10 protein-coding genes are annotated in these 12,938 nt (G+C 52.4%); 8 read left to right on the forward strand and 2 right to left on the reverse strand.

The genetic code is table 11. From position 1 onward, the window contains the following. Positions 1 to 108: 108 nt before the first annotated feature. The 8 genes from secE to rpoC all read left to right on the forward strand — a co-directional run bounded on the left by secE (position 109) and on the right by rpoC (position 12,200). Entirely contained in the window at positions 109 to 492 is a 384-nt protein-coding gene (secE, locus tag MX657_RS01075; RefSeq protein WP_013094999.1) for a preprotein translocase subunit SecE, read from the forward strand. 1 nt (position 493) lies between these two features. Beyond that, positions 494 to 1,039, forward strand: coding sequence for a transcription termination/antitermination protein NusG (gene nusG / locus MX657_RS01080; RefSeq protein WP_003862341.1), 546 nt, complete (start codon positions 494 to 496; stop codon positions 1,037 to 1,039). A 156-nt stretch (positions 1,040 to 1,195) separates the two neighbouring features. Continuing rightward, positions 1,196 to 1,624, forward strand: coding sequence for a 50S ribosomal protein L11 (gene rplK, locus MX657_RS01085; protein WP_008503452.1), 429 nt, complete (start codon positions 1,196 to 1,198; stop codon positions 1,622 to 1,624). Positions 1,625 to 1,627: 3 nt separating this feature from the next. Next, on the forward strand, positions 1,628 to 2,332 hold the full coding sequence (gene rplA, locus MX657_RS01090) for a 50S ribosomal protein L1 (protein WP_006810530.1): 705 nt from the start codon (positions 1,628 to 1,630) through the stop codon (positions 2,330 to 2,332). A 290-nt stretch (positions 2,333 to 2,622) separates the two neighbouring features. Then, a complete protein-coding gene (rplJ, locus tag MX657_RS01095; protein WP_003862338.1) occupies positions 2,623 to 3,120 on the forward strand; it encodes a 50S ribosomal protein L10 in 498 nt (165 codons plus the stop codon). Positions 3,121 to 3,186: 66 nt separating this feature from the next. Next, a complete protein-coding gene (gene rplL / locus MX657_RS01100) occupies positions 3,187 to 3,552 on the forward strand; it encodes a 50S ribosomal protein L7/L12 (protein ID WP_002445276.1) in 366 nt (121 codons plus the stop codon). Positions 3,553 to 3,871: 319 nt separating this feature from the next. Then, on the forward strand, positions 3,872 to 7,900 hold the full coding sequence (gene rpoB / locus MX657_RS01105; RefSeq protein WP_008503453.1) for a DNA-directed RNA polymerase subunit beta: 4,029 nt from the start codon (positions 3,872 to 3,874) through the stop codon (positions 7,898 to 7,900). Between the two features lie 76 nt (positions 7,901 to 7,976). Next, positions 7,977 to 12,200, forward strand: coding sequence for a DNA-directed RNA polymerase subunit beta' (gene rpoC / locus MX657_RS01110; protein ID WP_080330432.1), 4,224 nt, complete (start codon positions 7,977 to 7,979; stop codon positions 12,198 to 12,200). A gap of 58 nt (positions 12,201 to 12,258) precedes the next feature. On the opposite strand, the gene MX657_RS01115 is transcribed toward rpoC, so the two are convergent. Together MX657_RS01115 and MX657_RS01120 are read right to left on the reverse strand one after the other, a co-directional pair. Next, positions 12,259 to 12,576, reverse strand: a complete 318-nt coding sequence (locus tag MX657_RS01115; protein WP_003862327.1) for a PTS lactose/cellobiose transporter subunit IIA — start codon at positions 12,574 to 12,576, stop codon at positions 12,259 to 12,261. Then, positions 12,576 to 12,884, reverse strand: a complete 309-nt coding sequence (locus MX657_RS01120) for a PTS sugar transporter subunit IIB (RefSeq protein ID WP_010425948.1) — start codon at positions 12,882 to 12,884, stop codon at positions 12,576 to 12,578. The genes MX657_RS01115 and MX657_RS01120 overlap by 1 nt, the downstream gene beginning before the upstream one ends. Positions 12,885 to 12,938: the final 54 nt, after the last annotated feature.

Raw genomic sequence — 12,938 nt, forward strand, 5'->3', positions numbered from 1 at the left:
GGCTCTGCAGAGAGCGTATAATTCGAAAAGCGAATTAGCATTTCGATTTGGTTTGCCTCGCGATCGCGGGGTGAAAATGTTTGTAGAATACTTCTGACAGGTTGGTTTATGAGTGCGAATACCGAAGCTCAAGGGAGCGGGCGCGGCCTGGAAGCGATGAAATGGGTAGTAGTAGCCGTTCTGCTGATCGTAGCGATTGTCGGCAACTACCTTTATCGTGACATTATGCTGCCGCTACGCGCGCTTGCAGTGGTAATTCTGATTGCTGCAGCGGGTGGTGTCGCGCTGTTGACGACGAAAGGCAAAGCGACTGTCGCTTTTGCCCGCGAAGCGCGTACCGAAGTCCGCAAGGTAATTTGGCCGACTCGCCAGGAAACATTGCACACCACGCTGATCGTAGCGGCGGTTACCGCTGTAATGTCACTGATCCTGTGGGGACTGGATGGTATTCTGGTTCGCCTGGTATCCTTTATCACTGGCCTGAGGTTCTGAGATGTCTGAAGCCCCTAAAAAGCGCTGGTACGTCGTTCAGGCGTTTTCCGGTTTTGAAGGCCGCGTAGCAACGTCGCTGCGTGAGCATATCAAATTACACAACATGGAAGAGTTGTTTGGCGAAGTTATGGTTCCGACCGAAGAAGTGGTTGAGATCCGTGGCGGCCAGCGTCGCAAAAGCGAGCGCAAATTCTTCCCGGGTTACGTGCTGGTTCAGATGGTTATGAACGACGCGAGCTGGCACCTGGTGCGCAGCGTACCGCGCGTGATGGGCTTTATCGGCGGCACGTCTGACCGTCCGGCGCCAATCAGCGACAAAGAAGTTGATGCGATTATGAACCGCCTGCAGCAGGTGGGTGATAAGCCGCGTCCGAAAACGCTGTTTGAACCGGGTGAAATGGTTCGTGTTAATGACGGTCCGTTTGCTGACTTTAATGGCGTGGTTGAAGAAGTGGACTACGAGAAGTCCCGCCTGAAAGTTTCTGTTTCTATCTTCGGTCGTGCGACCCCGGTAGAACTGGACTTTGCTCAGGTCGAAAAAGCCTAAGTAGCGATCAAAAAAGCGACGATTTAATCGTTGCACAAGGCGCGAGATTGGAATACAATTTCGCGCCTTTTGTTTTTATGGGTTACGGCCCGTAAAACGAATTTTATTCACGGGGAGCCTCCCTGAGGCGCTATTACCCAATCAGAGGATTTTAGAATGGCTAAGAAAGTACAAGCCTACGTCAAGCTGCAGGTTGCAGCTGGTATGGCGAACCCAAGTCCACCAGTTGGTCCAGCTCTGGGTCAGCAGGGTGTGAACATCATGGAATTCTGTAAAGCGTTCAACGCAAAAACTGAATCCCTGGAAAAAGGTCTGCCAATCCCAGTTGTAATCACTGTTTACGCTGACCGTTCTTTCACTTTCGTTACCAAAACCCCTCCAGCAGCAGTTCTGCTGAAGAAAGCGGCTGGTATCAAGTCTGGTTCCGGTAAACCGAACAAAGACAAAGTGGGTAAAATTTCCCGCGCTCAGCTGCAGGAAATCGCGCAGACCAAAGCTGCCGACATGACTGGTGCCGACATTGAAGCGATGACTCGCTCCATCGAAGGTACTGCACGTTCCATGGGCCTGGTAGTGGAGGACTAAGAAATGGCTAAACTGACCAAGCGCATGTCCGTGATCCGTGACAAAGTTGATGCGACCAAACAGTACGACATCAACGAAGCTATCGCTCTGCTGAAAGAACTGGCAACTGCTAAGTTCGTTGAAAGCGTTGACGTTGCTGTTAACCTGGGCATCGACGCTCGTAAATCCGATCAGAACGTTCGTGGCGCAACTGTACTGCCACACGGTACTGGCCGTTCCGTTCGCGTAGCTGTATTTGCTCAGGGTGCAAACGCTGAAGCTGCTAAAGCTGCCGGCGCTGAACTGGTAGGTATGGAAGATCTGGCTGATCAGATCAAGAAAGGCGAAATGAACTTTGACGTTGTTATTGCTTCTCCAGATGCAATGCGCGTTGTTGGCCAGCTGGGCCAGGTTCTGGGTCCACGCGGCCTGATGCCAAACCCGAAAGTGGGTACTGTAACGCCTAACGTTGCTGAAGCGGTTAAGAACGCTAAAGCAGGTCAGGTTCGTTATCGTAACGACAAAAACGGCATCATCCACACCACCATCGGTAAAGTGGACTTTGACGCTGACAAACTGAAAGAAAACCTGGAAGCTCTGCTGGTTGCGCTGAAAAAAGCAAAACCAACTCAGGCGAAAGGCGTGTACATCAAGAAAGTTAGCATCTCCACCACCATGGGTGCAGGTGTTGCAGTTGACCAGGCTGGCCTGAGCGCTGCTGCAAACTAATGCCTTTACGTGGGCGGTGATTTTGTCTACAATCTTACCCCCACGTTTGCTAACGAAAGTTAGCGGCTAAAAGATTTGTTCGTTGGAGCCTGGCCTAATCCAGGCCTCCGTCGAAGACCGCAGGTGTTTCGCAAGAGACTTAATCCCCTGCGTAGACGGTGACAGAACGCTAAGATTATTTTTAATACTCTGGCTTGTTTCTGCTCACCGTATTAAGACGCTCTTCCCGTTGGGTCGAGTGAAGTGAGTTCCGGAACATGAGTTCCGGCAAACATCCAGGAGCAAAGCTAATGGCTTTAAATCTTCAAGACAAACAAGCGATTGTTGCTGAAGTCAGCGAAGTAGCCAAAGGCGCGCTGTCTGCAGTAGTTGCGGATTCCCGTGGCGTTACTGTAGACAAAATGACTGAACTGCGTAAAGCAGGTCGTGAAGCTGGCGTATACATGCGTGTTGTTCGTAACACCCTGCTGCGCCGCGTAGTTGAAGGTACTCAGTTCGAGTGCCTGAAAGACACGTTTGTTGGTCCGACCCTGATTGCATACTCTATGGAACACCCGGGCGCTGCTGCTCGTCTGTTCAAAGAGTTCGCGAAAGCGAATGCAAAATTTGAGGTCAAAGCTGCAGCCTTTGAAGGTGAGTTGATCCCGGCATCGCAAATCGATCGCCTGGCAACCCTGCCGACCTACGAAGAAGCAATTGCACGCCTGATGGCAACCATGAAAGAAGCTGCGGCTGGCAAACTGGTTCGCACTCTGGCTGCTGTACGCGATGCGAAAGAAGCTGCTTAATCGCAGTTATCTTTATAAAGCATTTGCTTACGTATAAACTTATTCTGATTTTCAGGAACAATTTAAATGTCTATCACTAAAGATCAAATCATTGAAGCAGTAGCAGCTATGTCCGTAATGGACGTTGTAGAGCTGGTTTCTGCAATGGAAGAAAAATTCGGTGTTTCTGCTGCTGCTGCTGTAGCTGTAGCTGCGGGCCCGGCTGAAGCTGCTGAAGAAAAAACTGAATTCGACGTAATTCTGAAAGCTGCTGGCGCGAACAAAGTTGCTGTTATCAAAGCAGTACGTGGCGCAACTGGCCTGGGTCTGAAAGAAGCTAAAGACCTGGTAGAATCTGCTCCAGCTGCGCTGAAAGAAGGCGTGAGCAAAGACGACGCAGAAGCACTGAAAAAATCTCTGGAAGAAGCTGGCGCTGAAGTTGAAGTTAAATAAGCCAACTTTTCTGGTTGCAGCCTAAGAAATTAGGCTGATGGCTGGTGACTTTTTAGTCACCAGCCTTTTTGCGCTGTAAGGCATCAGTAGCATTTCACACTGTTTGACTGCTGATTGTCCTGACAATGCTTGTTTCTATCGACGACTTAATATACTGCGACAGGGTGCTCGCTCTGTGTAAATCGCAATGAAATGGTTTAAGCGTGATAGCAACAGGTATTGCGGAAAGTATTCAATTTTCCGGTCCACAAAATGGTGTTGCACAAACTGTCCCTTCGTCGGACAGATGGGTCGACTTGTCAGCGAGCTGAGGAACCCTATGGTTTACTCCTATACCGAGAAAAAACGTATTCGTAAGGATTTTGGTAAACGTCCACAAGTTCTGGACATTCCATATCTCCTTTCTATCCAGCTTGACTCGTTCCAGAAGTTTATCGAGCAAGATCCTGAAGGGCAGTACGGTCTGGAAGCAGCCTTCCGTTCCGTGTTCCCGATTCAGAGCTACAGCGGTAACTCCGAGCTGCAGTACGTCAGCTACCGCCTTGGCGAACCGGTGTTTGACGTTCAGGAATGTCAGATCCGTGGCGTGACCTATTCCGCACCGCTGCGCGTAAAACTGCGTCTGGTGATCTACGAGCGCGAAGCGCCGGAAGGCACCGTAAAAGACATTAAAGAACAAGAAGTCTACATGGGTGAGATTCCACTCATGACAGACAACGGTACTTTCGTTATCAACGGTACTGAGCGTGTTATCGTTTCCCAGCTGCATCGTAGCCCGGGCGTCTTCTTCGACAGCGATAAAGGTAAAACACACTCTTCCGGTAAAGTACTGTATAACGCACGCATCATTCCTTACCGTGGTTCATGGCTGGACTTCGAGTTCGATCCGAAAGACAACCTGTTTGTCCGTATCGACCGTCGTCGTAAACTGCCTGCAACCATCATTCTGCGTGCACTGAACTATACCACTGAGCAGATCCTGGACCTGTTCTTTGAGAAAGTGATCTTTGAAATCCGCGACAACAAGCTGCAGATGGAGCTGGTGCCGGAACGTCTGCGTGGTGAGACCGCGTCGTTCGACATCGAAGCCGACGGCAAAGTGTATGTGGAAAAAGGTCGCCGTATCACCGCGCGCCACATCCGTCAGCTGGAAAAAGATGATATCAAACACATCGAAGTTCCGGTTGAATACATTGCAGGAAAAGTAGCCGCGAAAGATTACGTTGATGAATCAACTGGCGAGCTGATCTGCCCGGCTAACATGGAGCTGAGCCTGGATCTGCTGGCTAAGCTGAGCCAGGCTGGCCACAAACGTATCGAAACGCTGTTCACCAACGATCTGGACCACGGTCCGTACATCTCTGAGACTGTACGCGTCGACCCAACCAACGATCGTCTGAGCGCGCTGGTAGAAATCTACCGCATGATGCGTCCTGGTGAGCCACCAACTCGCGAAGCGGCTGAAAGCCTGTTCGAGAACCTGTTCTTCTCCGAAGACCGCTACGATCTGTCCGCGGTTGGTCGTATGAAGTTCAACCGTTCTCTGCTGCGCGACGAAATCGAAGGTTCCGGTATCCTGAGCAAAGACGACATCATTGAAGTGATGAAGAAGCTCATCGATATCCGTAACGGCAAAGGCGAAGTGGACGATATCGACCACCTCGGCAACCGTCGTATCCGTTCCGTAGGCGAAATGGCGGAAAACCAGTTCCGCGTTGGCCTGGTTCGTGTAGAGCGTGCGGTGAAAGAGCGTCTGTCACTGGGCGATCTGGATACCCTGATGCCTCAGGATATGATCAACGCCAAGCCGATTTCTGCAGCAGTGAAAGAGTTCTTCGGTTCCAGCCAGCTGTCTCAGTTCATGGACCAGAACAACCCGCTGTCTGAGATTACGCACAAACGTCGTATCTCTGCACTCGGCCCAGGCGGTCTGACCCGTGAACGCGCAGGCTTTGAAGTTCGAGACGTACACCCGACTCACTACGGTCGCGTATGTCCAATCGAAACGCCTGAAGGTCCAAACATCGGTCTGATCAACTCCTTGTCCGTGTACGCACAGACGAACGAATACGGTTTCCTTGAGACCCCGTATCGTAAAGTGACTGACGGTGTTGTTACCGACGAAATTCACTACCTGTCTGCTATCGAAGAAGGCAACTACGTTATTGCTCAGGCGAACTCCAACCTGGATGACGAAGGCCACTTTGTAGAAGATCTGGTTACCTGCCGTAGCAAAGGCGAATCCAGCTTGTTCAGCCGCGACCAGGTTGACTACATGGACGTATCCACCCAGCAGGTGGTATCCGTCGGTGCGTCCCTGATCCCGTTCCTGGAACACGATGACGCCAACCGTGCATTGATGGGTGCGAACATGCAACGTCAGGCCGTTCCAACTCTGCGCGCTGATAAGCCGCTGGTTGGTACCGGTATGGAACGTGCTGTTGCCGTTGACTCCGGTGTTACTGCAGTTGCTAAGCGTGGCGGTACCGTTCAGTACGTTGACGCATCCCGTATCGTTATCAAAGTTAACGAAGACGAGATGTATCCGGGCGAAGCGGGTATCGACATCTACAACCTGACCAAATACACCCGTTCTAACCAGAACACCTGTATCAACCAGATGCCTTGTGTCTCTCTGGGTGAGCCAGTTGAGCGCGGCGACGTGCTGGCAGACGGTCCGTCCACCGACCTCGGTGAACTGGCGCTCGGTCAGAACATGCGCGTAGCGTTCATGCCGTGGAACGGTTACAACTTCGAAGACTCCATCCTCGTTTCCGAGCGTGTGGTTCAGGAAGATCGTTTCACCACCATCCACATTCAGGAACTTGCCTGTGTGTCCCGTGACACCAAGCTGGGGCCAGAAGAGATCACTGCCGACATCCCTAACGTGGGTGAAGCTGCGCTCTCCAAACTGGATGAATCCGGTATCGTTTACATCGGTGCGGAAGTGACCGGCGGCGACATTCTGGTTGGTAAGGTAACACCGAAAGGTGAAACTCAGCTGACGCCAGAAGAGAAACTGCTGCGTGCAATCTTCGGTGAGAAAGCGTCTGACGTTAAAGACTCTTCTCTGCGCGTACCAAACGGTGTTTCCGGTACGGTTATCGACGTTCAGGTCTTCACTCGTGACGGCGTTGAGAAAGATAAGCGTGCGCTGGAAATCGAAGAGATGCAGCTCAAACAGGCTAAGAAAGACCTGTCTGAAGAACTGCAGATCCTCGAAGCTGGTCTGTTCAGCCGTATCTATGCGGTGCTGGTTGCCGGTGGCGTTGAAGCTGAGAAGCTCGACAAACTGCCACGCGATCGCTGGCTGGAACTCGGCCTGACCGACGAAGAGAAACAAAATCAGCTGGAACAGCTGGCTGAGCAGTATGACGAACTGAAACACGAGTTCGAGAAAAAACTCGAAGCGAAACGCCGCAAAATTACTCAGGGCGACGATCTGGCACCAGGCGTGCTGAAGATTGTTAAGGTGTATCTGGCTGTTAAACGTCAGATCCAGCCTGGTGATAAGATGGCAGGTCGTCACGGTAACAAGGGTGTTATTTCTAAGATCAACCCGATCGAAGATATGCCGCACGATGCTAACGGTACGCCGGTAGATATCGTACTGAACCCACTGGGCGTACCGTCTCGTATGAACATCGGTCAGATCCTGGAAACCCACCTGGGTATGGCTGCGAAAGGTATCGGCGACAAGATCAACGCCATGCTGAAACAGCAGCAGGAAGTCGCGAAACTGCGCGAATTCATCCAGCGTGCCTACGATCTGGGTACCGACGTTCGTCAGAAAGTCGACCTGAACACCTTCAGCGATGAAGAAGTGCTGCGTCTGGCAGAGAACCTGCGCAAAGGGATGCCAATTGCAACGCCGGTATTCGACGGTGCAAAAGAAGCTGAAATCAAAGAGCTGCTGCAACTGGGTGGTCTGCCAACGTCTGGTCAGATTACGCTGTTTGACGGCCGTACCGGTGAACAGTTTGAGCGTCCGGTAACCGTAGGTTACATGTACATGCTGAAACTGAACCACCTGGTCGACGACAAGATGCACGCTCGTTCTACCGGTTCTTACAGCCTGGTTACTCAGCAGCCGCTGGGTGGTAAGGCTCAGTTCGGTGGTCAGCGCTTCGGGGAGATGGAAGTGTGGGCGCTGGAAGCATACGGCGCAGCATACACCCTGCAGGAAATGCTCACCGTTAAGTCTGATGACGTGAACGGTCGTACCAAGATGTATAAGAACATCGTGGACGGCAACCATCAGATGGAACCGGGCATGCCAGAATCCTTCAACGTACTGTTGAAAGAGATTCGTTCGCTGGGTATCAACATCGAACTGGAAGACGAGTAATTCTCGCTCAAACAGGTCACTGGTGTCGGGTTAACCCCCGACACCGGATTGTGCTAACTCCGACGGGAGCAAATCCGTGAAAGATTTATTAAAGTTTCTGAAAGCGCAGACTAAAACCGAAGAGTTTGATGCGATCAAAATTGCTCTGGCTTCGCCAGACATGATCCGTTCATGGTCTTTCGGTGAAGTTAAAAAGCCGGAAACCATCAACTACCGTACGTTCAAACCTGAGCGTGACGGCCTTTTCTGTGCGCGTATTTTCGGGCCAGTAAAAGACTACGAGTGCCTGTGCGGTAAGTACAAGCGCCTGAAACACCGCGGTGTGATCTGTGAGAAGTGCGGCGTTGAAGTGACCCAGACCAAAGTACGCCGTGAGCGTATGGGCCACATCGAGCTGGCGTCTCCAACTGCTCACATCTGGTTCCTGAAATCTCTGCCGTCCCGTATCGGTCTGCTGCTGGATATGCCGCTGCGTGATATCGAACGTGTACTGTACTTCGAATCTTATGTGGTTATCGAAGGCGGGATGACGAACCTGGAACGTCACCAGATCCTGACTGAAGAGCAGTATCTGGACGCGCTGGAAGAGTTCGGTGACGAATTCGACGCGAAGATGGGTGCGGAAGCTATTCAGGCCCTGCTGAAGAGCATGGATCTGGAGCAGGAGTGCGAGCAGCTGCGTGAAGAGCTGAACGAAACCAACTCCGAAACCAAGCGTAAAAAGCTGACCAAGCGTATCAAACTGCTGGAAGCGTTCGTTCAGTCTGGTAACAAGCCAGAGTGGATGATCCTGACCGTTCTGCCGGTTCTGCCGCCAGATCTGCGTCCGCTGGTTCCGCTGGATGGTGGTCGTTTCGCAACGTCCGATCTGAACGATCTGTATCGTCGCGTGATCAACCGTAACAACCGTCTGAAACGTCTCCTGGATCTGGCTGCGCCGGACATCATCGTACGCAACGAAAAACGTATGCTGCAGGAAGCGGTAGATGCCCTGCTGGATAACGGTCGTCGCGGTCGTGCGATTACCGGTTCTAACAAACGTCCTCTGAAATCTTTGGCCGACATGATCAAAGGTAAACAGGGTCGTTTCCGTCAGAACCTGCTCGGTAAGCGTGTTGACTACTCCGGTCGTTCTGTAATCACCGTAGGTCCATACCTGCGTCTGCATCAGTGCGGTCTGCCGAAGAAAATGGCACTGGAGCTGTTCAAACCATTCATCTACGGCAAGCTGGAGCTGCGTGGCCTGGCCACCACCATCAAAGCCGCTAAGAAAATGGTTGAGCGTGAAGAAGCTGTCGTTTGGGATATCCTGGACGAAGTTATCCGCGAACACCCGGTACTGCTGAACCGTGCACCAACACTGCACCGTCTGGGTATCCAGGCATTTGAGCCAGTCCTGATCGAAGGTAAAGCTATCCAGCTGCACCCGCTGGTTTGTGCGGCCTATAACGCCGACTTCGATGGTGACCAGATGGCTGTTCACGTACCGCTGACGCTGGAAGCCCAGCTCGAAGCGCGTGCGCTGATGATGTCTACCAACAACATCCTGTCTCCAGCGAACGGCGAACCAATCATCGTTCCTTCTCAGGACGTTGTATTGGGTCTGTACTACATGACCCGTGACTGTGTTAACGCCAAAGGCGAAGGCATGGTGCTGACTGGCCCGAAAGAAGCTGAGCGTATTTATCGCGCTGGCCTGGCCTCTCTGCATGCGCGCGTTAAAGTGCGTATCACTGAATACGAAAAAGATGCAAACGGCGAATTCGTTGCGAAAACCAGCCTGAAAGACACGACCGTTGGCCGTGCCATTCTGTGGATGATCGTACCGAAAGGTCTGCCTTTCTCCATCGTCAACCAGGCGCTGGGCAAGAAGGCTATCTCCAAAATGCTGAACACCTGTTACCGCATTCTGGGTCTGAAGCCGACCGTTATCTTCGCTGACCAGACAATGTATACCGGCTTTGCTTATGCAGCGCGTTCAGGTGCATCTGTTGGTATTGATGACATGGTCATCCCAGAGAAGAAACACGAGATCATCTCTGAAGCGGAAGCCGAAGTTGCTGAGATCCAGGAGCAGTTCCAGTCTGGTCTGGTTACCGCGGGCGAACGCTACAACAAAGTTATCGATATCTGGGCAGCGGCGAACGATCGTGTATCCAAAGCGATGATGGATAACCTGCAGACCGAAACCGTGATTAACCGTGACGGCGTCGAAGAGCAGCAGGTTTCCTTCAACAGCATCTACATGATGGCCGACTCCGGTGCGCGTGGTTCTGCAGCACAGATTCGTCAGCTGGCAGGTATGCGTGGTCTGATGGCGAAGCCAGATGGCTCCATCATCGAAACGCCAATCACCGCGAACTTCCGTGAAGGTCTGAACGTACTCCAGTACTTCATCTCCACGCACGGTGCGCGTAAAGGTCTGGCGGATACCGCACTGAAAACAGCGAACTCCGGTTATCTGACGCGTCGTCTGGTTGACGTTGCGCAGGATCTGGTTGTGACCGAAGACGATTGTGGCACCCTCGAAGGTATCACCATGACCCCGGTTATCGAGGGTGGTGATGTTAAAGAGCCACTGCGCGATCGCGTTCTGGGTCGTGTGACCGCGGAAGACATTCTGAAGCCGGGCACCGCAGACATTCTGGTTCCACGCAATACGCTGCTGCACGAACAGTGGTGTGATCTGCTGGAAGCGAACTCTGTTGACTCCGTGAAAGTGCGTTCCGTTGTATCCTGTGACACCGACTTTGGTGTGTGCGCGCACTGCTACGGTCGTGACCTGGCGCGTGGCCACATCATCAACAAAGGTGAAGCCATCGGCGTTATCGCGGCACAGTCCATCGGTGAGCCGGGTACACAGCTGACGATGCGTACGTTCCACATCGGTGGTGCGGCATCTCGTGCGGCTGCTGAATCCAGCATTCAGGTGAAAAACAAAGGTAGCATCAAGCTCAGCAACGCGAAGTCTGTTGTTAACTCCGCAGGCAAGCTGGTTGTGACCTCTCGTAACACCGAGCTGAAGCTGATCGACGAATTCGGTCGTACCAAAGAGAGCTATAAAGTGCCTTACGGTGCGGTTATGGCGAAAGGTGATGGCGAGCAGGTTGCCGGCGGTGAAACCGTTGCAAACTGGGATCCACACACCATGCCGGTTATCACCGAAGTAAGTGGTTTCATCCGCTTTACTGACATGATTGACGGCCAGACCATTACTCGTCAGACCGACGAGCTGACCGGTCTGTCTTCTCTGGTGGTTCTGGATTCTGCTGAACGTACTACCGGCGGTAAAGATCTGCGTCCTGCACTGAAAATCGTTGATGCTCAGGGTAACGACGTTCTGATCCCAGGTACCGATATGCCTGCGCAGTACTTCCTGCCGGGTAAAGCGATTGTACAGCTGGAAGATGGCGTACAGATCAGCTCTGGTGACACCCTGGCGCGTATTCCTCAGGAATCCGGCGGTACCAAGGACATCACCGGTGGTCTGCCACGCGTTGCGGACCTGTTCGAAGCACGTCGTCCGAAAGAGCCTGCAATCCTGGCTGAAATCAGCGGCATCATCTCCTTCGGTAAAGAGACCAAAGGTAAGCGCCGTCTGGTTATCACCCCAGTAGATGGCAGCGAGCCGTACGAAGAGATGATTCCTAAGTGGCGTCAGCTCAACGTGTTCGAAGGTGAACGTGTAGAACGTGGTGACGTGGTTTCCGACGGTCCAGAAGCACCGCACGACATCCTGCGTCTGCGTGGTGTGCATGCTGTTACTCGTTACATTGTTAACGAAGTACAGGACGTATACCGCCTGCAGGGCGTTAAGATTAACGATAAGCACATCGAAGTTATCGTTCGTCAGATGCTGCGTAAAGCAACCATCGAAAATGCGGGCAGCTCCGACTTCCTGGAAGGCGAGCAGGTTGAATACTCACGCGTTAAGATCGCTAACCGCGATCTGGAAGCGAATGGCAAAATCGGTGCGACCTTCGCACGCGATCTGCTGGGTATCACCAAAGCGTCTCTGGCAACCGAGTCCTTCATCTCTGCAGCATCGTTCCAGGAAACCACGCGTGTCCTGACCGAAGCCGCTGTTGCAGGTAAACGTGATGAACTGCGCGGTCTGAAAGAGAACGTCATCGTGGGTCGTCTGATCCCGGCCGGTACCGGTTATGCGTACCACCAGGATCGTATGCGTCGTCGCGCAGCGGGCGAACTGCCAGCTGCACCGCAGGTTACTGCTGAAGATGCATCCGCGAGCCTGGCAGAACTGCTGAACGCAGGTCTGGGCGGTTCCGACAACGAGTAATCGTTGATGCCGTAAATAAAAAACCCGCCTCGGCGGGTTTTTTTATATCTGCATGTCTTCAATTCACTAGCGGGATCCGACGATAAAGTTCAATCATATCGCCCGCCAGATCCTGAATAACCATCGCGTTCATCAGGTGGTCCTGAGAGTGAACGGTAATCAGGTTTACCGGGAGTTTTCCAGTCCCTTCGTCAAGACCGATAAGCTGCGTCTGGATCGTATGCGCATGCTTCACATATTCGCGGGATTCTTCCATCGCTTTTTCAGCTTCGTCAAAATCACCTTTACGCGCCATCTGGAGCGCCGTCAGGGCCGCACTGCGCGCCGCACCAGCATTGACCAGCAGTTCCATGATCGTTGTTTCTAAGTCTTCCATTATGACTCCAGCAGTTTGAGCGCTTTTTCCAGTACGGCATCACCTTTCATCATGCCGTAGTCCATCATGTCGATCACCGCGACCTTTTTGCCGAGCGGGTCGGCCTGCGCCTGCAGTTTTGCCTGCTCGTATTTAACCTGTGGACCCAGCAATACGATGTCGGCCGTCGCGATGTTGTCTTTAAACTCCGCAACCGGAACGGCTTTAATGGTGACTTCAACCCCTTTTTTCTGCGCGGCGTCTTTCATACGTTGAACCAGCATGCTGGTTGACATTCCCGCTGCACAGCATAAAACGATGTTCTTCATAATCAGCCTCGATCTACATGTGTTTATTGATAATTATCCCGCACAGAGAGCTTC

The sequence above is a fragment of the Enterobacter chuandaensis genome (assembly GCF_039718975.1).
In the GTDB taxonomy this organism is placed as follows: Bacteria; Pseudomonadota; Gammaproteobacteria; order Enterobacterales; family Enterobacteriaceae; genus Enterobacter; species Enterobacter chuandaensis.